15 protein-coding genes are annotated in these 23,511 nt (G+C 58.8%); 8 read left to right on the top strand and 7 right to left on the bottom strand.

Annotated features, from left to right (window positions below; translation table 11 throughout):
• Positions 1–5: 5 nt before the first annotated feature.
• From cydC to trxB, 3 genes are all read right to left on the bottom strand, one after another.
• Positions 6–1,724, bottom strand: coding sequence for a heme ABC transporter ATP-binding protein/permease CydC (gene cydC, locus LB453_RS15515; RefSeq protein WP_103795341.1), 1,719 nt, complete (start codon positions 1,722–1,724; stop codon positions 6–8).
• Positions 1,724–3,496 carry a heme ABC transporter permease/ATP-binding protein CydD gene (cydD, locus tag LB453_RS15510; protein WP_103795342.1) on the bottom strand — a complete coding sequence of 591 codons (1,773 nt, stop codon included), beginning with the start codon at positions 3,494–3,496 and terminating at the stop codon, positions 1,724–1,726. The genes cydC and cydD overlap by 1 nt, the downstream gene beginning before the upstream one ends.
• 137 nt (positions 3,497–3,633) lie before the next feature.
• Positions 3,634–4,602, bottom strand: coding sequence for a thioredoxin-disulfide reductase (gene trxB, locus LB453_RS15505; RefSeq protein ID WP_103795343.1), 969 nt, complete (start codon positions 4,600–4,602; stop codon positions 3,634–3,636).
• Between the two features lie 527 nt (positions 4,603–5,129).
• Here trxB and lrp point away from each other — a divergent pair.
• From lrp to LB453_RS15475, 6 genes are all read left to right on the top strand, one after another.
• Entirely contained in the window at positions 5,130–5,624 is a 495-nt protein-coding gene (gene lrp / locus LB453_RS15500) for a leucine-responsive transcriptional regulator Lrp (RefSeq protein WP_006118610.1), read from the top strand.
• A gap of 119 nt (positions 5,625–5,743) precedes the next feature.
• Positions 5,744–9,403 carry a DNA translocase FtsK 4TM domain-containing protein gene (locus tag LB453_RS15495; RefSeq protein ID WP_103795344.1) on the top strand — a complete coding sequence of 1,220 codons (3,660 nt, stop codon included), beginning with the start codon at positions 5,744–5,746 and terminating at the stop codon, positions 9,401–9,403.
• A 177-nt stretch (positions 9,404–9,580) separates the two neighbouring features.
• Complete coding sequence (gene lolA / locus LB453_RS15490; RefSeq protein WP_103795345.1) at positions 9,581–10,192, top strand: outer membrane lipoprotein chaperone LolA; 612 nt, start codon at positions 9,581–9,583, stop codon at positions 10,190–10,192.
• A 7-nt stretch (positions 10,193–10,199) separates the two neighbouring features.
• Complete coding sequence (locus tag LB453_RS15485; protein WP_103795571.1) at positions 10,200–11,543, top strand: replication-associated recombination protein A; 1,344 nt, start codon at positions 10,200–10,202, stop codon at positions 11,541–11,543.
• Positions 11,544–11,633: 90 nt separating this feature from the next.
• Complete coding sequence (serS, locus tag LB453_RS15480) at positions 11,634–12,926, top strand: serine--tRNA ligase (protein WP_103795346.1); 1,293 nt, start codon at positions 11,634–11,636, stop codon at positions 12,924–12,926.
• Positions 12,927–13,229: 303 nt separating this feature from the next.
• Positions 13,230–14,381: an MFS transporter gene (locus tag LB453_RS15475; protein WP_103795572.1), complete on the top strand. Its 1,152-nt coding sequence runs from the start codon at positions 13,230–13,232 to the stop codon at positions 14,379–14,381.
• A 60-nt stretch (positions 14,382–14,441) separates the two neighbouring features.
• Here the strand turns inward: LB453_RS15475 and pflA are convergent, their stop codons facing one another.
• The 4 genes from pflA to ycaO all read right to left on the bottom strand — a co-directional run bounded on the left by pflA (position 14,442) and on the right by ycaO (position 20,675).
• Positions 14,442–15,182 (bottom strand): pyruvate formate lyase 1-activating protein, encoded by a 741-nt coding sequence (pflA, locus tag LB453_RS15470; protein WP_103795347.1) that lies wholly within the window; start codon positions 15,180–15,182, stop codon positions 14,442–14,444.
• Between the two features lie 160 nt (positions 15,183–15,342).
• On the bottom strand, positions 15,343–17,625 hold the full coding sequence (gene pflB / locus LB453_RS15465; protein ID WP_103795348.1) for a formate C-acetyltransferase: 2,283 nt from the start codon (positions 17,623–17,625) through the stop codon (positions 15,343–15,345).
• A 68-nt stretch (positions 17,626–17,693) separates the two neighbouring features.
• Entirely contained in the window at positions 17,694–18,554 is an 861-nt protein-coding gene (gene focA, locus LB453_RS15460) for a formate transporter FocA (RefSeq protein ID WP_103795349.1), read from the bottom strand.
• A gap of 360 nt (positions 18,555–18,914) precedes the next feature.
• Entirely contained in the window at positions 18,915–20,675 is a 1,761-nt protein-coding gene (ycaO, locus tag LB453_RS15455; protein WP_103795350.1) for a 30S ribosomal protein S12 methylthiotransferase accessory factor YcaO, read from the bottom strand.
• Positions 20,676–20,986: 311 nt separating this feature from the next.
• On the opposite strand from ycaO, the gene serC reads away from it, so the two are divergent.
• Entirely contained in the window at positions 20,987–22,072 is a 1,086-nt protein-coding gene (serC, locus tag LB453_RS15450; protein ID WP_103795351.1) for a 3-phosphoserine/phosphohydroxythreonine transaminase, read from the top strand.
• Positions 22,073–22,158: 86 nt separating this feature from the next.
• Positions 22,159–23,445 carry a 3-phosphoshikimate 1-carboxyvinyltransferase gene (gene aroA, locus LB453_RS15445; protein WP_103795352.1) on the top strand — a complete coding sequence of 429 codons (1,287 nt, stop codon included), beginning with the start codon at positions 22,159–22,161 and terminating at the stop codon, positions 23,443–23,445.
• The last annotated feature ends 66 nt before the right edge of the window (positions 23,446–23,511 follow it).

The following is a 23,511-nucleotide window of genomic DNA, read 5'->3' as shown; positions in this document are numbered from 1 at the left end:
TAAGACTATAGCGCAAAGCGCTGCTGGAAAAGCCAGTAGCGCCCCTCTTTTGAGATTAATTCGTTATGCGTGCCCTGTTCAACAATCAGGCCGTTTTCCATTACGCAGATGCGATCCATCGCTTCCAGCCCGGTCAGCCGGTGCGTCACCAGGATCAGGGTTTTGCCAGCGGTGACCTGCTGCAGCAGCGCCAGAATCTGATGTTCGGTAGCGGCGTCGAGTCCTTCCGTGGGCTCGTCCAGCAGCCAGAGATCGCCGTTGTGCAGCAGCGCACGGGCAATCGCCAGGCGACGCAGTTCGCCGCCTGACAGCGGACGGCCGCCTTCGCCAAGCCAGGCGTTAAGTCCCTCTTCGTTCTCCAGCAGCCGCGTCAGGCCGGTCTGGCGCAGCACGTCGCTGAGCTGCGCATCGCTGGCATCGGGACGCGCGACGCGCAGGTTCTCGCGCAGCGTCTGGTTAAACAGATGCACACGCTGGGTGACCACGCTGATGCGCTGACGAAGCGATTTTTCGTCCCAGCTGTGCAGCGCAATCCCCTGCAGCGCGATCGATCCCGCCTCTGTGTCCCAGGCGCGCGTCAGTAGCGACAGCAGGGTGGATTTGCCGCAGCCGGTGGGGCCGAGCAGCGCTACGCGTTCGCCCGCTCGCACCTGCAGCGAAAACCGATCCAGCACCGCTTCGGGGCGGTGCGGATAGCGGAAAGTAACGTTGTCGATCGCCACCGAGAGGCTGCCCGCTGCGCAGCGCGCGCTGGCCGGAAAGCGAATGGCGGGCGTCTGCTCGATAATGCCGGTGACGCGCTCTGCTGCGGCGATCACCTGTGCCAGCGGCAAAAAGGCGCCTGCGACCGGGCCCAGCGCTTCGAAGGCGGCCAGCGCGCAAAAGACCACCAGTGCGATAAGCGCGCCGGATGAGGGGCTACCCGCGCTCATCCACAGCAGCAGCGTCACGGTGGCACCGCTTATCAGCAGCAGCAGGCTTTGCGACAGCGCCTGCAGGCGCTGCTGCTGCTGCTGCGCTTTCTGCCAGCGCGCTTCGTCGCGGTCGAGCTGCTCACGCCAGCGATCGGAGAGCCCGTAAATCGCCAGTTCAGCCTGTCCGCTCAGCCAGTGCATCAGCCGCAGGCGCCACTGCGCGCGCTGCTGCGCAATGGCACGCCCGGCCGGCGCGCCCAGCTGATAAAACAGCGGCGGCAACAGCAGCAGCGTGGTCAGCATGACGCCGCCCAGCGTCAGCGCCAGCCGCACGTCCAGCAGGCTGATACCCAGCGTGACCACCACAATTACCACGAACGCGCCAGCAAGCGGCGCAATGACCCGCAGATAAAGGTGGTCGAGCGTGTCGACATCGCCAACAAAACGGTTCAGCAGATCGCCCTGGCGAAACGCCGCCAGCTGACCCGGCGCCAGCGCGATAAGCCGGCTGAAGGTAAAGACGCGCAGGTGTTGCAGCACGCGAAAAGTGGCGTCATGGCTGATCAGCCGTTCGAAATAGCGCGCGGCGGTGCGTGTGATCGCCGCGCCGCGAACGCCCGCAGCCGGCAGCATATAGTTAAAACTGTAGAGTCCGGCGAGGCCCGCCAGCGAGGAGGCGGCAAGGAACCAGCCCGACAGCGCCAGCAGGCCGATGCTGGCGAGCAGCGTTACGATAGCGAGCAGCACGCCCAGCGACAGCCGCCACGGATGACGCAAAAACAGGCGCAGGAAAGGACGCAGAGCGGACATCAGCAAATCTCCTTCTGACGATGCGAGACCATCTGGCGAAACGGGCCCGGCTCGGCGGCCAGCTCGCGCCAGCAGCCCTGCTGCACCAGCCTGCCATCCTGCATTACCCAGACCGCGTCCCACTGCTGCAGCGCATCGAGCTGGTGAGTAATCATCAGGGTCGTCTGGCGGCGCGACGCGCTGTCAAGCGCACGCATTACATGCTGCTCGCTGCGGCTGTCGAGGCTGGCGGCGGGCTCGTCCAGCAGCAGCAGACGCGCAGGCTTGTAGAGGGTGCGCGCCAGCGCGATGCGCTGCGCCTGGCCAACGGAAAGCCCCGCGCCGTCGTCGCCGACCGGCGTCTGTAAGCCTGCCGAGAGGCGCGGCAAGAATTCGCTGACGCCGCAGTCAGAGAGCAGGGCATGCAGATCGATCTCGTCTCGCCTGCTTCCCATCACAATATTCTCCTGCAGCGTCCCGGCGGGCAGCTGCGGGTTTTGCCCGAGCCAGGCGATCTGCCGCTGCCAGTAGGCGCGGCTCATCTCGCGCAGCTCGACGCCGTTGACGCGCAGCGATCCCTGATAGGGCAGGAAGCCGAGCAGCACATTCATCAGCACGGTTTTGCCTGCGCCGCTCTGGCCGACCAGCGCCACGCGCTCCCCGGCCGCAAGGGTAAAGTCGAACGGGCCGCACAGCTTTTTGCCCTCCGCGCTCAGGGGAATTAAATCCTGAGCGACAAGAGTCAGAGTCGCGTCGTCAGGCAACTCCGCTGCACCCTCGTCGGCCGCAGCAGGCTGCGGGCTCTCGCGCATAAAGCGCTCCAGGGCATCCGCACCGCCCACCGCCTGCGCTTTCGCATGATAAAACACGCCGAGATCGCGCAGCGGCTGAAAGAACTCCGGCGCGAGAATCAGGGCGACGAAACCGGCAAACAGCGTTACGCCGCTACCCCAGGTACCAAAATGAAGCTCGCCGAGATAGGAGAAGCCGAAGTAAACCGCGACCACCGCAATCGCCAGCGAGGCGAAAAACTCCAGCACGGCGGAGGAGAGGAAGGCGAGCCGCAGCACTTCCATGGTGCGCTGGCGAAAATCGCTGGTGGAGGCGGCGATGGCGGCGGTTTCCGCTTCGGCGCGATGGAACAGGCGCAGGGTTTCACGTCCGCGCAGGCGGTCGAGGAAATCGCCGCTAAGGCGCGCCAGCGCAACGAAGTTGCGGCGGTTGGCGTCAGCCGCGCCCATGCCGACCAGCGCCATAAACAGCGGGATCAGCGGTGCGGTCACCAGCAGGATCAGGCCAGCGGCCCAGTTGAGTGGGAAAACGGTCAGCAGAATGCATAAGGGAATTAGCGCCGCCAGCGTCATCTGCGGCAGATAGCGCGCGTAATACTCCTGCATCTCTTCAATCTGCTCCAGCAGCAGCGTCGCCCAGCTGCCTGCCGGTTTGCCGCGGATCCACGCTGGCCCGAGCGCGGAGAGGCGATCCAGCACCTGCTGGCGCAGCGCCTGGCGAATTGCCTGGCCGGCGCGAAAGCCTGCAGCCTCGCGCGCATAGTTAAGCAGCGCGCGCAGCGCAAAGCAGAGCAGCAAAAGCGCGAAGGGGAGCAGCAGATCGCCGCGCGGCCGCTGTTCGACAATCAGCGCCTGCAGCAAAAAGGCGAGCAGCCAGGCCTGGGCGATAATCGCCAGCGCGCTCGCCAGTCCAAACAGCGACGTCAGCCGCAGCCAGCGGCCGCCGTAAGCGCGTTGCTGGCGCAGCCAGCGGGTCAGTTCCTGTTGCCGGGTTTTGTTCATGCGAGACCGTAGCGTTGTCGATACCCAAAAAAGGATAAGAAGGTAGCTCTTCAGGCGCCTGAATCTAGCACGGAGGCATAAAAAAAGGCGACTGAAAAACAGTCGCCCCGCATAAGTTAGATCAGCTAATTAACAACTTACCGATCGTTTTTAACCAGACCGTCGAGATAACGCTCGGCGTCCAGCGCGGCCATACAGCCGGTACCGGCGGAGGTGATCGCCTGGCGATAGATATGGTCCATGACGTCGCCCGCGGCAAATACGCCGGGAATACTGGTCTGGGTAGCGTTGCCGTGCAGGCCCGACTGCACCTTGATGTAGCCGTTTTCCAGTGCCAGCTGACCTTCGAAAATGGCCGTGTTCGGGCTGTGCCCGATGGCGACGAACAGGCCCGCCACCTCAAGCGACTCGGTTTCCGCTTCGTTGAGCGTCGAGCGCAGCGTCAGGCCGGTCACGCCCATCTGGTCGCCGACTACCTCTTCCAGCGTGCGATGGGTATGCAGCACGATATTGCCGCTGTTCACTTTTTCCATCAGGCGATCGATCAAGATTTTTTCCGCGCGGAAGCTGTCGCGACGGTGGATCAGATGCACTTCCGCCGCGATGTTCGCCAGATAGAGCGCCTCTTCCACGGCGGTGTTACCGCCGCCGATTACCGCTACTTTCTGGTTGCGGTAAAAGAAGCCGTCGCAGGTGGCGCAGGCGGAAACGCCTTTGCCTTTAAACGCCTCTTCGGAAGGCAGGCCCAGATAGCGCGCCGATGCGCCGGTGGCGATAATCAGCGCGTCGGCAGTATATTCCGCGCTGTCGCCAGTAAGACGGAACGGACGGTTCTGCAGATCGACGGTGTGAATATGGTCGAAAATGATTTCGGTATTGAATTTCTCGGCATGCTCATGCATGCGCTCCATCAGCGAGGGACCAGTGAGATCGTGCGGGTCGCCGGGCCAGTTCTCTACCTCGGTCGTGGTGGTCAGCTGACCGCCTTTTTCGAGGCCGGTGATCAGCACCGGATTCAGGTTAGCGCGAGCAGCATAGACCGCTGCGGTATAACCCGCCGGGCCTGAGCCCAGAATGAGCAATTTACTGTGTTTGGCCGTACTCATATGATCCTCAGTTTCATTCGGCTGACAACATGACCTGGAATTGTAGGGAATTTACCGTGGCAAAAAAAGGGCTGGGGAATTTTGTTACCGATAGCTGCAAGCGGCGTAGACGATAACGGCGGGTTCTGCACGCCGGCTGCGCTAAAAAGGGGCAATAATCGGCTTTTACTGGTGCAAAAGTATAAAAATTCTCATTTAAAAACAGTTACCCAGCGGTCTGTCTGGCATCTTGTACTGAATTTGGTCTTTTTACTTTGACAATCGCCTGCGCTTTTGCGAAAACAATGGCAGAAGCGAAGAAGAAGGAGAGAGTCAAAACAGGATTTCGTTCCTCGTTTTGCCCTTTGTTCCCGATAAATTACAGCCTGACATGGGTAATGACGCATGATGTGGACAGACAACATGCGTCATGCGGATGGATGCGCGACAGCGCACAGGCTCTGATTCGTCGCTTCACTAATGCCTTGAACAGTGAACGTTTCCAGGGCGCGGCAGGTAAAGGGAAGGAATTAAGAGAGACAATAATAATGGTAGACAATAAGAAACGCCCCGGAAAAGATCTCGACAGAATCGACAGAAACATTCTGAATGAGCTTCAGAAAGATGGTCGTATTTCCAACGTAGAGCTTTCCAAACGCGTAGGATTATCGCCTACGCCATGTCTTGAGCGTGTGCGTCGTCTGGAACGTCAGGGTTTTATTCTTGGCTATACCGCGCAACTTAACCCGCACTATCTTGATGCATCACTGCTGGTTTTCGTTGAGATTACTCTGAATCGTGGTGCGCCGGATGTGTTTGAACAGTTTAACGCCGCTGTGCAAAAACTTGAGGAAACTCAAGAGTGTCACCTGGTTTCCGGCGACTTCGACTACCTGCTGAAAACGCGCGTGCCGGATATGTCCGCCTATCGTAAACTGCTTGGCGAAACCCTGCTGCGCCTGCCGGGGGTCAACGACACCCGCACTTACGTGGTGATGGAAGAGGTCAAACAGAGTAATCGGCTGGTGATTAAAACCCGATAACGCAGCGCAGGTGCAAAACCTGCGATATTTCGATACACTCCTGTGAATTCATACAGGACCAGCGTCGGGCTTGCCCGACGCTGTTGCCTTCATAATTTACAGGCACCTGGAGAGTTCTCTTGAGCCAGGAATACACAGAAGACAAAGAAGTTTCGTTAAAACCGCTGAGCAGCGGACGCCGTCTGCTGGAAGCGTTGCTTATTCTCGTCTCGCTTTTCGCCGTCTATCTGATGGTCTCGCTCGTCAGCTTCAATCCTTCCGATCCGAGCTGGTCGCAAACTGCCTGGCATGAGCCGATTCATAACCTCGGCGGCGGCGTGGGGGCCTGGCTGGCGGATACGCTGCTGTTTATCTTCGGCGTGATGGCCTACGCTATTCCGCCAGTGATTGTGGGTCTGTGCTGGATCGCCTTCCGCCAGCGCGATCAGCAGGATTACATCGACTATTTCGCTATCGGCCTGCGCCTGATCGGCGTTCTGGCGCTGGTGGTGACCACCTGCGGCCTGGCCGCGCTCAACGCCGACGATATCTGGTATTTCGCCTCCGGCGGCGTTATCGGCAGCCTGGTGAGCAACGCCATCGCGCCGTGGTTCACGCCGGCTACCGGTACGCTGGCGCTGCTGTGCGTCTGGGCGGCAGGCATTACGCTTTATACCGGCTGGTCATGGCTGACTATCGCCGAGCGCATCGGCGGCGTGGTGATGGGCGTGCTGACGTTCGCCAGCAACCGTTCGCGTCGCGACGAGCCGTGGCAGGACGAGGAGGATGATTTCGACGCTGACGTCGCGCCGCGCTTTGAGGCGACCGCGCAGGATGAAGAAGACGTGCTGCTCGCCGCGCCGCGCGCGCAGGCTGGCCACGCCGCCCCGCAGACGGCCGATCCGCTGCTGGCGAAAGCCGCTGCGGCGACGGACGCCGCGCTGACGTCAGCCGCCCAGGCTGCGGGCGTATCTGCTGTGGCGTCGCCCGTCTCGACTGCCGCTACAGCGACCGCCGGTGCGGCTTTGTCAGCTGAACCTGCGGCGGCGCAGGCTCCCGCTGCAACCACCATTCCCGCTGCTGCCGCAACCCCGGCTCCCGCAGCAGCCCTGACTTCCGCTGCTGCTGCAGCCCCGGCTACCGCAGCAACTCTGGCTTCTGCTACTGCCGCAACCGCGACTCCTGCGGCAGCACCGGCTTTCGGCGCTGCGATATCGACTCCAGGTAGCGTCATGCCTGCCGCCACGTCGGCCGCGGCCACATCTTCTGCGGCGGCCAGCCCGTTCACCGCACCTCAGCAGACCACCAGCGCCTTTACCCCGGCGCCGGCTCAGCCCGCCGAGCCGCCTCGCTATCAGTTCGATCTGCCTCAGGAGCCCGCTGCGCCCGCCTTTACCGGCTGGGAAGAGGATGATGGTCCGCAGATGGGCAACTGGCGCGATGCCGATATGACCGCCGCGGCAGGCACAACGGCCGCCGCCGCCGGCCAGGCCGCATCAGCGCCGCTGTTCGATGTTGTCCCTGAAGCTACTCACAATCCTCAGGTGAAGCAGGGCATTGGGCCGGCGCTGCCGCGTCCTAATCCGGTAAAACTGCCCACGCGCCGCGAGCTTGCCTCCTACGGCATCAAGCTGCCTTCTCAGCGTATGGCGGAAGAAAAAGCCAAAGCGCAGGAGCAGCAGCGCGCCGAGGCCGATCGGCCTGCAGAGGCGCATGCCGAATGGACTGAACAGCAGCAGCAGGCTGAAGAGCAGGCGCAGCTGCGTGACGCCTTTGCCAGCCAGCAGCAGCAGCGCTACGGTGAGAGCTGGCAGCAGGAAGAGGAGCCCGACGCAGAAGCGGCGATGGAGCAGGCTGCGCTGGCGCAGCAGTTCGCCGCTCAGCAGCAGCAGCGTTATGGCACTGAAGAGCAGGATGAGAAGACGCCTGCCTTTAGCCTGGATACCTCCGCCGCGTTCGACTTCTCGCCGATGAAAGATCTGGTGGATGAGGGGCCGAATGAACCGCTCTTCACTATCGCCAGCACGCCAGAGCCGGAAGCGCCTGCGGCGACCCATACGCCGTGGCAGCAGCCCGTGGAAGCGCCGGCTGCTCAGCCAGCGGTTTCCGTAGCCGCGCCGACGGTTTCCGCCGCGTTTGAACCTGCTGCCGCCTTTGAACCTGCGGCTGCTGCTTACGCGCCGGCCGCCGCAGAGCCTGTGCCTCAGACGCCTGCACCTGCCGCTGCACAGCCGTCGGCGTCGCAGCCCGGCTCGCTGGATAACAGCCTGATCCATCCTTTCCTGATGCGTCATAACCAGCCGCTGGAGAAACCCTCTACGCCGCTGCCGACGCTCGATCTGCTGACCTCGCCGCCAGCGGAAGAGGAGCCGGTCGATATGTTTGCGCTGGAGCAAACGGCGCGCCTGGTCGAAGCGCGCCTGGGCGACTATCGCGTGAAGGCTGAGGTGGTGGGTATTTCACCGGGTCCGGTGATTACCCGGTTTGAACTCGATCTGGCGCCGGGCGTTAAGGCCGCGCGCATCTCTAACCTGTCGCGCGATCTGGCGCGTTCGCTCTCGGCAGTTGCCGTGCGCGTGGTTGAGGTGATCCCAGGCAAGCCTTATGTTGGCCTGGAGCTGCCTAACAAACATCGCCAGACGGTCTATCTGCGCGAAGTACTCGACTGCGCCAAATTCCGTGATAACCCGTCGCCGCTCTCAGTAGTGCTGGGTAAAGATATTGCCGGTCAGCCGGTGGTTGCCGATCTGGCGAAAATGCCGCATCTGCTGGTCGCCGGTACCACCGGTTCCGGTAAGTCGGTGGGCGTTAACACCATGATCATCAGCATGCTCTACAAGGCGACGCCGGAAGAGGTGCGCTTTATCATGATCGACCCGAAAATGCTCGAGCTGTCGGTCTATGAAGGCATTCCGCATCTCCTGACCGAAGTTGTCACCGACATGAAAGACGCAGCTAACGCGCTGCGCTGGAGCGTCGGCGAGATGGAGCGGCGCTATAAGCTGATGTCGGCGCTCGGCGTGCGTAACCTCGCAGGTTACAACGAAAAAGTGGAACAGGCGGAAGCGATGGGCCGTCCGATTCCCGATCCGTTCTGGAAGCCGGGCGACAGCATGGATATGACGCCGCCGGTGCTGGAAAAACTGCCTTATATCGTGGTGCTGGTGGATGAGTTCGCTGACCTGATGATGGCGGTCGGTAAAAAGGTTGAAGAGCTGATCGCGCGTCTGGCGCAGAAAGCGCGTGCAGCGGGCATTCACCTGGTGCTGGCGACGCAGCGCCCGTCAGTGGACGTGATTACCGGTCTGATCAAGGCCAACATTCCGACGCGTATCGCTTTTACCGTTTCAAGCAAGATCGACTCCCGTACCATCCTCGACCAGGGCGGTGCCGAATCGCTGCTGGGCATGGGCGACATGCTCTATATGCCGCCTAACTCCTCCATGCCGGTGCGCGTGCACGGCGCATTCGTGCGCGATCAGGAAGTGCACGCCGTGGTGCAGGACTGGAAGGCGCGCGGACGTCCGCAATACATTGAAAGCATTACCGCGGGCGAAGAGAGCGAGGGCGGTGCTGGCGGCCTGGAAGGCGATGAGGAGCTGGATCCGCTGTTCGATCAGGCGGTGGCCTTTGTGGTCGACAAGCGTCGCGCCTCTATCTCTGGCGTACAGCGTCAGTTCCGTATCGGCTATAACCGCGCCGCGCGCATTATCGAACAGATGGAAGCGCAGGGCATCGTCTCGGAGCCAGGCCACAACGGCAACCGAGAGGTGCTCTCGCCGCCGCCGCACGACATGTAACGCGAAACGCTTTGCAACAAACAATCATGGGCCAGTTTTTACTGGCCCATTGTTCAGGCGACATTTACCCCTTATATCAGAGAAAGCTTTCGGGTTTTTCTCCTGGCCCAATGCCAAAACGGCGACCAGAATTAAAACGGTATTCACTGGATAGAGATAAATAAGGAATTGAAGCGGATGAAATTAAGCGTAATCGTGCCTGGCCTGTTGGCCGTTTTTGCCTCTGCCAGCGTAATGGCGGATGCTTCCAGCGATCTGCAGCAGCGTCTGAACAAAGTGAACAGCTTCCACGCCAGCTTCAGCCAAAAAGTGACCGACAGCAGCGGCGCCAGCGTGCAGGAAGGCGAGGGCGAGCTCTGGGTGAAGCGTCCCAGCCTGTTTAACTGGCACATGACCGCGCCGGACGAGAGCGTGATTATCTCTGACGGCAAAAATTTGTGGTTCTATAACCCGTTTGTTGAACAGGCCAGCGTCAGCCTGCTGAAAAATGCCACCAGCAATACGCCTTTTATGCTGATTGCGCGCAATCAGCCGAGCGACTGGCAGCAGTACAACATCAAGCAGCAGGGCGATACCTTCGAGCTGACGCCGAAAAACAGCGATGGCAATCTCAAGCAGTTTACCCTGTCGGTCACGCCGTCGGGCACCATCAATCAGTTCAGCGCCATTGAGCAGGACGGTCAGCGCAGCAGCTACCAGCTGAAAAGTCAGAAAAACGGCGCCATCAGTCCAGATAAATTTACCTTCACGCCGCCTAAAGGGGTGACGGTAGACGACCAGCGTCAGTGAGGTGAGCGTGGGTAATCTGTCTCTGGATTTTTCCTCTGAAGATTTTAAGCCGCTGGCGGCGCGTATGCGCCCCGAAACGCTTAAGCAGTATATCGGGCAGCAGCATCTGCTGGCGCCCGGCAAGCCCTTGCCCCGCGCAATCGAGGCTGGCCATCTGCACTCGATGATTCTTTGGGGGCCGCCGGGTACAGGTAAAACCACGCTGGCGGAGATTATCGCGCGCTACGGCAATGCCGACGTCGAGCGTATCTCCGCCGTGACCTCGGGCGTCAAGGAGATCCGTGAAGCGATCGAGCGGGCGCGCCACAGCCGTCAGGTTGGCCGCCGCACTATTCTGTTTGTCGATGAAGTGCATCGCTTCAACAAAAGCCAGCAGGATGCGTTTTTGCCGCATATTGAAGACGGCACCATCACCTTTATTGGCGCCACGACCGAAAATCCCTCGTTTGAGCTTAACTCCGCGCTGCTCTCGCGCGCGCGCGTTTATCTGCTGAAGTCGCTGACCACTGAGGATATAGAGCAGGTGCTCGATCAGGCGATGCAGGATAAAACCCGCGGCTATGGCGACAGCGATATTCTTCTGCCCGACAATACGCGACGTATGATCGCCGAGCTGGTGAACGGCGATGCACGCCGCGCCCTGAATACGCTGGAAATGATGGCAGATATGGCGGAAATCAACGCGCAGGGCAAACGCGAGCTGACGCCGCAGCTGCTGACCGAGGTCTCCGGCGAGCGCGCCGCGCGGTTCGACAACAAAGGCGACCGCTTTTACGACCTGATCTCCGCGCTGCATAAATCGGTGCGCGGCTCCGCGCCGGATGCGGCGCTCTACTGGTATGCGCGCATTATCACCGCCGGCGGCGATCCGCTCTATGTCGCGCGGCGGCTGCTGGCAATCGCCTCGGAAGATGTCGGCAACGCCGATCCGCGCGGAATGCAGGTGGCAATCGCCGCCTGGGACTGCTTTACCCGCGTTGGGCCTGCGGAAGGGGAACGCGCTATCGCACAGGCGATCGTCTACCTCGCCTGCGCCCCGAAAAGCAACGCCGTCTACAACGCCTTTAAGGCGGCGATGCGCGATGCGCGCGAGCACCCCGACTATGATGTGCCGGAGCATCTGCGTAATGCGCCAACCCGGCTGATGAAAGAGATGGGGCTGGGCAAAGAGTACCGCTACGCCCATGACGAAGCGCACGCCTATGCGGCTGGCGAGGTCTATTTTCCGCCGGAAATGGCACAGACGCGCTACTACCAGCCGACCCAGCGCGGGCTTGAAGGTAAAATTGGCGAAAAGCTCGCCTGGCTGGCCGAACAGGATCAAAATAGCCCGACAAAACGCTACCGCTAAAACAGACGTTACGGTAAGGTGGGCAAGGATTTCAATGCATTCCAGCGGGAGTGCGTCCCTTTATTCAACCTTTTATTACACAGGATAAGCATGCTCGATCCCAATCTGCTGCGTAATGAGCCAGACGCAGTCGCAGAAAAACTGGCACGCCGAGGATTTAAACTGGATGTGGAAACGCTGCGCTCCCTGGAAGAGCGTCGTAAAGTCTTGCAGGTCGAAACGGAAAATCTGCAGGCTGAGCGTAACTCCCGATCCAAATCCATCGGTCAGGCCAAAGCACGTGGGGAAGATATCGAGCCGCTGCGTCAGGAAGTGAACGCGCTGGGCGAACGCCTGGACGCGGCTAAAGCGGAACTGGACGCCCTGCAAAACGAAATTCGTGATTTCACGCTGGCGCTGCCAAACCTGCCGGCGGATGAAGTGCCGCTGGGCAAAGATGACAGCGAAAACCAGGAAGTCAGCCGCTGGGGCGAGCCGCGCCAGTTTGATTTCCCGGCCAAAGATCACGTCGAGCTGGGCGAGATGGCAAAAGGCCTCGACTTCGCCTCCGGGGTGAAGCTGACCGGCTCGCGCTTTGTGGTAATGCAGGGACAGATTGCCCGTCTGCATCGCGCGCTGAGCCAGTTTATGATCGATCTGCATACTGAGCAGCACGGCTATCTGGAAACCAGCGTGCCCTATCTGGTTAACCACGCGACTCTGTACGGCACCGGTCAGCTGCCGAAGTTTGGCGAAGATCTGTTCCATACCCGACCGCTGGAAGAGGAGTCAGAGAGCAGCAACTATGCGCTGATCCCGACGGCGGAAGTGCCGCTGACCAACCTGGTGCGCGACGAGATTGTGGAAGAGGAAAGCCTGCCGATCAAACTGACCGCGCATACGCCTTGCTTCCGCTCTGAGGCTGGCTCCTACGGTCGCGATACGCGCGGCTTGATCCGTATGCATCAGTTCGACAAGGTGGAGATGGTGCAGATCGTCACGCCTGAGACGTCAATGGATGCGCTGGAAGAGCTGGTCGGTCACGCAGAGAAAGTGCTGCAGCTGCTTAACCTGCCGTACCGCAAAGTGCTGCTCTGCACCGGCGATATGGGCTTTGGCTCCGCCAAGACCTACGATCTGGAGGTCTGGCTGCCGGCGCAGAATACCTATCGTGAGATCTCCTCCTGCTCCAATATGTGGGATTTCCAGGCGCGCCGCATGCAGGCACGCTGCCGCAGCAAAACCGACAAGAAACCGCGTCTGGTGCATACCCTTAACGGTTCCGGCCTTGCGGTCGGCCGTACACTGGTAGCGGTGCTGGAGAACTATCAGCAGGCTGACGGCCGTATTCAGGTGCCGGAAGTGTTACGCCCCTATATGAACGGCGTAGAGTTTATCGGCTGATACGCGCGTGATAAATAAGCCCGGACCCGTCCGGGTTTTTTTATATCCAGAGCCCGCCAGCGGCGAAAAGTTATCAGAAATAAACGTTATCGACATGTGCAGCAGCGTCGCGCTTAAAAAGCCTGTTTTTCATTGAGATAGCGTTAAATCCCGTCTGGTTTGACACTTCTATAACCTACTGAAGATTAATAAATTAAATTATCTTGCAGCAAAATGTGCTGCGCTATTTTTTTGTGCTTTTCCTTTAAATTAGCCAGTGGCAAACTGCGCGCAACTTCCTCTCTTTTCTTTGGTTTTATCCCTATGTCCACATGGTCACGTCCCGTGGTGCTGCTGCTTTGCGGCCTGCTTTTGCTGACGGTTGCAATTGCTGTGCTCAATACGCTGGTTCCGCTGTGGCTGACTCACGATGCGCTGGCGACCTGGCAGGTAGGCGTAGTGAGTTCCTCTTTCTATACCGGCAATCTGGCGGGCACGCTGGTGGCCGGCTGGCTGATCAAGCATTACGGCTTTAACCGCAGCTACTACCTGGCCACCACGCTGTTTGCCGCGGCGACCGCCGGTTTATTGATGATGGATGGCTTCTGGGCCTGGTCGCTTCTGCGTTTCGGCGCCGGCATCGGCTGCGCGCTGATTTGGGTGGTGGTCGAGAGCGCGCTGCTCTGCAGCGGCACGGTACGCAACCGGGGCCAGCTGCTGGCCGCCTATATGATTATCTACTATTTGGGCACCGTGGCAGGCCAGCTGCTGGTAAGTAAAGTTTCGACCGAGCTGTTTAGCGTGATTCCCTGGCTTACCGCGCTGATGATCTGCGCTATCCTGCCGCTGGTGTTCGTTAAAGTCACCGCCGCCGGCGAGGCGACCGAAGCCGCGCCGGGCAAGATCTGGCCGATGCTGCGTCGTCGTAGCTCACGGCTCGGGATCAACGGCTGTATTATTTCCGGCATCGTGCTGGGATCGCTCTACGGCCTGATGCCGCTCTATCTCTCGCATCAGGGCATGAGCGACGCCAACGTCGGCTACTGGATGGCGCTGCTGGTCAGCGCCGGTATCGTCGGACAGTGGCCGGTAGGCCGTCTGGCCGATCGCTTCGGCCGCCTGCTGGTGCTGCGCGTTCAGGTCTTTGTGGTGATTCTCGGCGCGATAGCGATGCTCACCAATGCCGCGATGGCACCGGCGCTCTTTGTGCTGGGGCTGGCGGGTTTTACCCTCTATCCGGTAGCAATGTCATGGGCCTGTGAAACCGTGGCGCATCATGAGCTGGTGGCGATGAACCAGGCGCTGCTGTTGAGCTACACCATCGGCAGCCTGGCGGGGCCCAGCATGACGGCGGTGCTGATGCAGAGCTATTCCGATCGTATTCTGTTTGTGATGATCGCCGGAGTGGCGCTGGTCTATTTGATGATGTTGCTGCGTAAGGCCGATCAGCAGGCAACGCCGGTGGCACACGCCTGATTTTGCCGCACAGCCGTCTGAAGCACGGCGAAGAAAAGGGAGCCCAGGGCTCCCTTTTTGTTAATACATCACATGATGGCCGTAGCTGGCGAGAATGTTTTTCACGCGCTCCATGGTCTCTTTCGTTGGCGGCTTCACGCCGTCGAGCTTGTACTCCTCGCCCATTGCAATCCATTTATGCTTGCCGAGCTCGTGGTAGGGCAGCAGCTCAATTTTCTCGACGTTATCCATATCCCGCGTGAATTCCCCAAGCCGGTGGGCCGAGTCGTCGTCGTCGGAGTAGCCTGGCACGACTACGTAGCGAATCCAGGTGCGCTTGCCTTTCTTCTGCAGGTAGCGGGCGAAATCGAGGGTGCGATGATTAGAGACGCCGACCAGAATCTGGTGAACGTCGTCGTTGATCTGTTTCAGATCGAGCATCACCAGATCGGTGACCTCCAGCAGCTCGTCTATCACCGGATCGTAGCGGCGCACAAAGCCGTTGGTGTCCAGACAGGTATGAATGCCCTCCGCTTTGCAGGCGCGGAACCAGTCGCGTACGAACTCAGCCTGTAAGATCGCCTCGCCGCCGGACGCGGTCACGCCGCCGCCGGACGCGTTCATAAAGTGGCGATAGGAAAGCACATCCTTCATCAGCTCTTCGACGGTAATCTCTTTTCCGCCGTGCGTATCCCAGGTATCGCGGTTATGGCAGTAGAGGCAGCGCATCAGGCAGCCCTGAAAGAAGGTGATAAAACGGATGCCGGGACCGTCAACCGTCCCGCAGGATTCGAATGAGTGGATACGACCTTTGCAAGACATTGCGATGTTTCTCCAGGTTAGCCTGTCAGCAGGCGCACAATCTCTGTTGTGCTTGATGATAAAGTCGGTTTTGACTGATTTCTGCCGTGAGATCGCAGACAAAACGGGCCTTGGAGAAAAGGCTCCCGAAGGAGCCTTTTTACAGCTTAACGCGTCAGGCTTACAGCGAGTTTGTGAAGGTACGGGTTATCACATCCTGCTGCTGCTCTTTTGTCAGCGAGTTGAAGCGGACGGCATAGCCGGACACGCGGATGGTCAGCTGCGGATAGTTTTCCGGGTGTTCCATCGCATCCAGCAGCATCTCGCGGTTCATCACGTTAACGTTAAGGTGCTGGCCACCTTCGATATTCGCTTCGTGATGGAAGTAACCATCCATCAGGCCGGCAAGGTTAGCTTTACGTACGTTGTCGTCTTTACCCAGCGCGTTCGGCACGATAGAGAAAGTATAGGAAATACCATCTTTCGCATAGGCGAAGGGAAGCTTAGCAACAGAGGTCAGCGAAGCGACTGCGCCTTTCTGATCGCGGCCGTGCATTGGGTTAGCACCTGGTCCGAACGGCGCGCCAGCGCGACGACCATCCGGGGTGTTACCTGTTTTCTTACCGTAAACCACGTTAGAGGTAATGGTCAGCACTGACTGCGTCGGTACGGCGTTGCGGTAGGTGGCGAGTTTCTGAATTTTCTTCATGAAACGTTCAACCAGGTCGCAGGCCAGGTCATCGACGCGCGGATCGTTATTACCAAACTGCGGATATTCGCCTTCGATTTCGAAGTCGATAGCCAGGCCATCTTCGTCGCGGACCGGTTTTACTTTGGCGTATTTAATCGCGGAAAGCGAGTCGGCAGCCACTGACAGACCGGCGATACCGCAGGCCATGGTGCGATAGACATCGCGATCGTGCAGCGCCATCAGCGAAGCTTCGTAGCTGTACTTATCATGCATGTAGTGAATGATGTTCAGCGCGGTTACATACTGTTTCGCCAGCCAGTCCATAAAGTGGTCCAGACGCGCCATAACGGTATCGAAATCGAGCACGTCGTCCATTACAGGTGCCTCTTTCGGGCCGACCTGCATTTTCATTTTTTCATCCATGCCGCCGTTGATTGCGTACAGCAGGGTTTTCGCCAGGTTGGCGCGCGCGCCGAAGAACTGCATCTGTTTACCGACAATCATCGGGCTGACGCAGCAGGCGATGGCGTAGTCGTCGTTGTTGAAGTCTGGACGCATCAGATCGTCATTCTCATACTGCAGCGATGACGTATCGATGGAGACCTTGGCGGCATATTTCTTGAAGTTCACCGGCAGTTTTTCTGACCACAGAATGGTCATGTTCGGCTCCGGCGATGGACCCATGGTGTAGAGGGTATTCAGGAAACGGAAGGTGTTTTTCGTCACCAGCGTACGGCCGTCGACGCCCATGCCCGCCAGCGATTCTGTTGCCCAGATAGGGTCGCCGGAGAAGAGTTCATCATATTCCGGCGTACGCAGGAAGCGCACCATACGCAGCTTCATTACCAGATGGTCAATCAGCTCCTGCGCCTGCTCTTCGGTAAGTTTGCCCGCCTTCATATCGCGTTCGATATAGATATCGAGGAAGGTAGAAACGCGGCCAAAGGACATAGCTGCACCGTTCTGCGATTTCACCGCGGCGAGGTAGCCGAAGTAGGTCCACTGTACCGCTTCCTGCGCGTTGGTTGCCGGACCGGAAATATCGCAGCCATATTTGGCCGCCATCTCTTTGATCTGGGCCAGCGCACGATGCTGTTCGGCGATCTCTTCACGCAGACGGATGGTCGCTTCCAGATTTACGCCGTTTTCCAGATCGTTCTGCAGTGAGTGGAACTGTGCCAGCTTGTCCTGCATCAGGAAGTCGATGCCGTAGAGGGCGACGCGGCGATAGTCACCGATGATGCGGCCGCGGCCGTAGGCGTCCGGCAGACCGGTCAGCACGCCCGATTTGCGGCAGCGCAGGATATCCTGGGTATAGACGTCGAACACGCCCTGGTTATGGGTTTTACGGTATTCGGTGAAGATTTTTTTCAGGTTAGGGTCCAGCTCGCGGCCGTAAACCTTACAGGAACCTTCCACCATTTTGATACCGCCAAACGGGATAATGGCGCGTTTCAGCGGGGCTTCAGTTTGCAGGCCGACGATTTTTTCCAGCGATTTATTAATATAGCCAGCGTCGTGCGCGGTAATGGTTGAGGCGAGATCGGTGTCGAAATCGACGGGCGCATGCGTGCGGTTCTCAATCTTAATGCCTTCCAGCACGTCGTTCCATAGCTTAGTGGTCGCTTCGGTGGCGCCAGCCAGGAAGGACTCATCGCCCTCATACGGCGTATAGTTCTTTTGAATAAAATCGCGAACGTTGACGCTGTTCTGCCATTCGCCCTGAGCGAATCCTTCCCAGGCCGCAGCCTGTTTTGTATTCAGATCGGTCATGATATACCTGCCTTATCTAAGAAGACGTTACGTTGGCGCCGCCAGCTACGCGGCGTCGGTCAGAATCATTAATGTGCGGTAGAACCGTTGCGTAAATAGATCACCCAGTAGGTCAACCCAACCAGCAGGCCGCCGCCGATGATGTTGCCGAGCGTGACCGGAATCAGGTTGTCGAGAATAAAGTTGACGGGCGTAAGCGCCTGGAACTGGTCGGCGCTGGTGCCGACGGCTTGCCAGAACGCCGGGCCGGAAAAGTCGCGAATGACGATAGCTAACGGGATAAGAAACATATTGGCGATGCTGTGTTCGAAGCCGCTGGCAACAAACATGGCGACTGGCAGAATCATCGCCAGCGTTTTATCCGTCAGGCTATGGCCGGAATAGCTCATCCAGACCGCCAGACAGACCATCAGGTTCGCCAGCGTGCCCAGGCAGACGGCTTCAATAAAGCTGTGGTGCATTTTGTGATCGGCGGTTTGCAATACATTGAGGCCCCATGCGCCGTTGGCCGTCATATGCTCGCCAGCGAACCAGATCAGCGCGACAAAAAACAGCGCGCCCACGAGGTTGCCGAAATAGACGTTAATCCAGTTGCGCGCCAGCTGTCCCCAGGTGATGCGACCGCTCGCTTTCGCGACGACAATCAGCACGGTAGAGGTAAAGAGATCGGCGCCGCACACCACCACCAGAATCAGCCCCAGCGAGAAGCAGATACCACCGATAAGCTTCGCCACGCCGTAGGGCATGCCTGCGGTGCCGGTGGTGGCAGTGATATAGAAAACAAAGGCGATGGAAATAAAAACGCCGGCGGTGATGGCAAGGAAAAACGTGGTCAGGGGATGTTTAGTGGCTTTATAAACTCCAGCATCTTCCGCCACTTTAGCCATTGCGGCCGGTAATAACAGATTAAAAGGGTTGTCAGCTTTCACACTAACGCTCTCCAAAAGATGTCTGGAAAAATACTAACAAAGGAGTATAGGACAGGATTTGATCTGGATCATATATGCCCAGAAGAGAGCGGCGCGGCGCAGGGCGGTAAGCGGAAAAAATAATGTAAGTAATTGAATGTATTATAATAAATATTTTTTAATTTTTATAAACTTATTTGAAATGTGGGCGGGCAGCCAGAGTATTGATTGTTAATAAATGTTATCAGACTAGTCTATAGTGTTAAAAAAATAAGCGGATAAGCGACCAGAAATAATAAAAGGATTTTATGACAAAAAAATGGCGCCAATAATATTGGCGCCATAACTGTTTAACTCAGCCTTGCACGGCTGAGTCCATTATTACTTTTTCCAGTAACGACGCTTTGCCGCCTGAAGTTTTTCATAGGCCTGCAGCAGCGCCTGGTGCGCCGGGAAGGCGTTGAGATCGTCGTCGACGGCCTGCAGCCCGTAGAAGGGCGCTTCGCCGCTGATGGCCGCTGATGCCGCTTCCAGCGCGTCCGCGCCATACATGCGCGTAAAGGCGTGGTGATACTGCAGCGGGTCGCGTTCATCCTCCATCGCCAGCAGCAACAGCGTCTGCAGGCAGCGGTAGTAGTTGGCGCGCTCCGGCGAAAAGATCGAACCGTTGAACTCCATCGTCCATTCGGTCCAGATCAGCGCCTGGTCGAGGTCACCGCCGGCCAGCGCCAGCATCGCCTTCAGCTCGCCGATACGCAGCGTGTACCAGCCGTTGTCCTTGCCGCTCGCCAGGCCCAGCAGTTCGCGCACGCGGGTGAAGTCGTCATGGCCTTCTTCATCCAGCTGGGCGATCAAGTCGAGATACTCTTCCGGATTCCAGTTGCTGGCGGGCAGCGCCAGCAGCGTTTCGCGCAGGCTCGCGCCCATATTGTTGTTCGCCAGCACCAGATCTTCTGCCGGATAGATATCGGACATGCCCGGCACGATAATGCGGCAGGCGTAGACGCCCAGATGATCGTAATCCGCGATATAGACTTCCTGTCCTTCCTGGCGGAAGATCGCCATCAGGGTAGCGAACTCCTCCTGCGTCGTGCCGCTGAACGACCAGTCGACGAACGGGTAATCCGCTTTCTCTTTAAACAGATCCCAGGAGATCAGGCCGCTGGAGTCGATAAAGTGCGTCTCAAGGTTGGCGTGCTCGGCGACTTCTTCATCGTCGAAGGTCGGCGGCGTAAAGACATCGAGATCTTTCAGGCTGCGGCCCTGCAGCAGCTCGGTAACGGTACGCTCAAGCGCGACGCCGAAGTCGGGATGTGCGCCAAACGAGGCGAAACAGGTGCCGTTTTGCGGGTTGAACAGCACCACGCAGATCACCGGATAGTGGCCGCCCAGCGAAGCGTCGTAGGCGAAGATCGGGAAGCCTTCCGCTTCAAGGCGCGCAATCGCCTCCACCACGCCAGGATAGCGCTGCATCACGCTCTCGGGGATGGTCGGCAGGCTGATCGCTTCGGCGATAATGCGGTTTTTGATATAGCGCTCAAACACCTCGGAAAGACCCTGCACGCGCGCTTCGTTGGCGGTATTGCCCGCCGACATGCCGTTAGAGACGTAGAGGTTACCGATGATATTCATCGGAATAAAGACGGTCTGCTGATCGGACTGGCGGGTAAAGGGCAGGGCGCAGATGCCGCGCTCGGCGTTGCCGGACTGCAGATCCACCAGCTCTGGCGCGGTCAGCGCATTGTCAGGATCGTAAAAGGCGCGCAGGCGAGCATCCAGGATGCCCTCCGGCAGCGATCCGTCAGCAGGCAGAGGGAACCATTTCTCGTCCGGGTAATGAACGAAGTCGCCGTTAGCGATCGACTTACCCAGCCAGAAATCGGCGAAGAAGTAGTTGGTCGAGAGACGCTCGAAATATTCGCCCAGCGCTGAGGCCAGCGCAGCTTTCTTACTGGCGCCTTTGCCGTTGGTGAAGCAGAGCGGACAATCGCGGTCGCGAATATGCACGGACCAGACGTGAGGAACCGGATTAAGCCAGGAGGCTTCTTCAATGTTAAAGCCAAGGTCGGCCAGCTTTTGCTGGAAGCGCGCGATGGAATCTTCCAGTGCTGCGTCTTTACCGGGAATGAACGTTTGCGTCATGGAGCCGCTCTCTCATATATAGTGGGCGTAAAGCGCGCAATGATACGGACTTTGCCGTCGTGGCGCTATGAAGACGAGATAAATTTCTGCCCGCTATTTTCCTGCAAGAGACGTCGCAGTAGCGCTCTTTTTTCTCCCCCTGACGAGTCGCCTCACAAAATTTCGCGCTGTATTACATTTGTAACATAAGCTGCGGCGCGGCAGATTCAGAAAATGTGATCCCTTCCCGATTTATCATTGCAGGCGTCATAAGGCAGTGATAAAACCGGTAAGCAATTCATAACCGTTTGGGATAACCGTGGTGAGGGGAAATGACGCAGATTTATAATTTTAGTTCCGGTCCAGCGATGCTGCCGGTTGAAGTGCTCCGTCGTGCAGAACAAGAACTGACAAACTGGCACGGTCTGGGGACCTCCGTTATGGAGATCAGCCATCGCAGCAAAGAGTTTCTCAAGGTAGCGGAAGAGGCGGAGCAGGACTTACGCGATCTTCTGAAAATCCCGGCTAACTACAAAGTTTTATTCTGCCACGGCGGCGCGCGCGCGCAGTTCGCTGCGGTGCCGGGCAATCTGCTGGGCGAGGCGACCACGGCGGATTACGTCGACGGCGGCTACTGGGCGCACAGCGCCATCAAAGAAGCGGAAAAGTATTGCACGCCGCGAACCCTGGATGTCAAAACCACCCGTGACGGCAAGCGCGCTATCCTGCCGATGAGCCAGTGGGCGCTCAGCAGCGACGCCGCATACGTACACTACTGCCCGAACGAGACCATCGACGGCATCGCGATCGACGAGCAGCCTGACTTCGGTGACAAAATCGTCGTCGCCGATCTCTCCTCCACCATTCTGTCGCGTCCGCTGGACATCAATCGTTATGGCGTGATCTATGCCGGCGCGCAAAAGAACATCGGCCCGGCCGGGTTGACCATCGTTATCGTACGCGACGATCTGCTGGGCAAAGCCCGCCAGTCGGTTCCTTCTATTCTCGACTATCAGGTACTGGCGGAGAACGACTCAATGTTCAATACCCCGCCGACCTTTGCCTGGTATCTCTCTGGCCTGGTGTTTAAATGGCTGAAAGAGAAGGGCGGCGTAGGCGAAATCGACAAGATCAATCAGGCGAAAGCCGACCTGCTTTACGGCCTGATCGACAGCAACCCGTTCTACCGCAACGACGTCGCGACGGAAAACCGTTCGCGTATGAACGTGCCTTTTCAGCTGGCGGACGCCGCGCTGGACAGCCTCTTTTTAGAGGAGTCGTTCAACGCGGGGCTTCACGCTCTGAAAGGCCACCGCGTAGTAGGCGGCATGCGCGCATCGATCTACAATGCGATGCCGCTGGAAGGCGTTAAAGCGCTGACCGATTTTATGGCGGACTTCGCGCGTCGCCACGGTTAAGCCTGAGCAGTAGCGTCGGCGCTTGCGCCGACTTCAGACCCCGCCTCGCGGCGGGGTTTTGTCCTTTTCTGGAGATTTGGTTTCACATGCAGGACTCCCTGACCTTACAACCGATTGCACGCGTTGACGGCACCGTTAACCTGCCGGGTTCAAAAAGCGTTTCTAACCGCGCGCTGCTGCTGGCGGCGCTGGCGCAAGGCACCACGCGTCTGACGAACCTGCTGGACAGCGATGACGTTAAACATATGCTGAACGCCCTGAAGGCGTTGGGCGTCGATTTTACCCTGTCCGCCGACCGCACCCGCTGCGAGGTGGTGGGGCAGGCAGGCGCGCTGCGCGCTTCTCAGCCGCTGGAGCTGTTTCTCGGCAACGCCGGCACGGCGATGCGACCGCTGGCGGCGGCGCTCTGTCTCGGCGAGCAGGATATCGTTCTGACCGGCGAGCCGCGGATGAAAGAGCGTCCAATCGGGCATCTGGTCGACGCGCTCCGTCAGGGCGGCGCGCAGATTGAGTATCTGGAGAACAGCGACTATCCGCCGCTGCGCCTGAAAGGCGGCTTCACCGGCGGCGACGTCAGCGTTGACGGCAGCGTCTCCAGCCAGTTTCTGACTGCGCTGCTGATGACCGCGCCGCTGGCGGCGCGCGATACGCAGATCGCGATCAAAGGCGAGCTGGTTTCCAAACCCTATATCGATATTACGCTGCATCTGATGCGCTGCTTCGGCGTCGAGGTCGAGAACCAACAGTACCAGCGCTTTATTATCAAGGGCCAACAGCAGTATCAGTCGCCAGGGGACTATCTGGTCGAGGGCGATGCCTCTTCCGCCTCCTATTTTCTGGCCGCCGCCGCCATTAAAGGTGGAACCGTGCGCGTTACCGGCATCGGCCGCGACAGCGTGCAGGGCGATATCCGCTTTGCTGACGTGCTGGAAAAAATGGGCGCGACCGTGGAGTGGGGCAGCGACTATATCGCCTGCACCGCCGGCGAACTGAACGGCATCGATATGGATATGAACCATATTCCCGACGCCGCGATGACCATCGCCACGACGGCTCTGTTCGCTAAAGGTCCGACGCAGCTGCGCAACATCTACAACTGGCGCGTGAAAGAGACCGATCGCCTGGCGGCGATGGCCACCGAGCTGCGTAAAGTCGGCGCGGAAGTGGAAGAGGGACATGATTTTATTCGCATTACGCCGCCGGAAAAACTGCGTCATGCGGAGATTGGTACCTATAACGACCACCGCATGGCGATGTGCTTCTCGCTGGTGGCGCTCTCCGATACGCCCGTGACCATCCTCGATCCCGGCTGTACCGCGAAAACCTTCCCCGACTATTTCGAGCAGCTGGCTAAGATCAGCCAGATCGCCTGATTTTCACCGTGCCGGAGAGCGACGCTTTCCGGCATTCTCACTGCCTCTGGCCTCATTGACCAAGAT

It is taken from the genome of Pantoea agglomerans, assembly GCF_020149765.1.
GTDB classification, from domain to species: Bacteria; Pseudomonadota; Gammaproteobacteria; order Enterobacterales; family Enterobacteriaceae; genus Pantoea; species Pantoea alvi.
The sequence above is the reverse complement of the archived record's forward strand: the minus strand, read 5'-3'. Positions and strand labels throughout refer to the sequence as shown.

Bases quoted from the DNA above. Each gene is read 5' to 3' on its own strand.
- ycaO (WP_103795350.1), bottom strand. From the start codon at position 20,675: ATGACGCAAACGTTCATTCCCGGTAAAGACGCAGCACTGGAAGATTCC.
- pflA (WP_103795347.1), bottom strand. From the start codon at position 15,182: ATGTCTTGCAAAGGTCGTATCCACTCATTCGAATCCTGCGGGACGGTT.
- cydD (WP_103795342.1), bottom strand. From the start codon at position 3,496: ATGAACAAAACCCGGCAACAGGAACTGACCCGCTGGCTGCGCCAGCAA.
- pflB (WP_103795348.1), bottom strand. From the start codon at position 17,625: ATGACCGATCTGAATACAAAACAGGCTGCGGCCTGGGAAGGATTCGCT.
- serC (WP_103795351.1), top strand. From the start codon at position 20,987: ATGACGCAGATTTATAATTTTAGTTCCGGTCCAGCGATGCTGCCGGTT.
- cydC (WP_103795341.1), bottom strand. From the start codon at position 1,724: ATGTCCGCTCTGCGTCCTTTCCTGCGCCTGTTTTTGCGTCATCCGTGG.
- LB453_RS15475 (WP_103795572.1), top strand. From the start codon at position 13,230: ATGTCCACATGGTCACGTCCCGTGGTGCTGCTGCTTTGCGGCCTGCTT.
- lolA (WP_103795345.1), top strand. From the start codon at position 9,581: ATGAAATTAAGCGTAATCGTGCCTGGCCTGTTGGCCGTTTTTGCCTCT.
- serS (WP_103795346.1), top strand. From the start codon at position 11,634: ATGCTCGATCCCAATCTGCTGCGTAATGAGCCAGACGCAGTCGCAGAA.
- lrp (WP_006118610.1), top strand. From the start codon at position 5,130: ATGGTAGACAATAAGAAACGCCCCGGAAAAGATCTCGACAGAATCGAC.
- trxB (WP_103795343.1), bottom strand. From the start codon at position 4,602: ATGAGTACGGCCAAACACAGTAAATTGCTCATTCTGGGCTCAGGCCCG.
- aroA (WP_103795352.1), top strand. From the start codon at position 22,159: ATGCAGGACTCCCTGACCTTACAACCGATTGCACGCGTTGACGGCACC.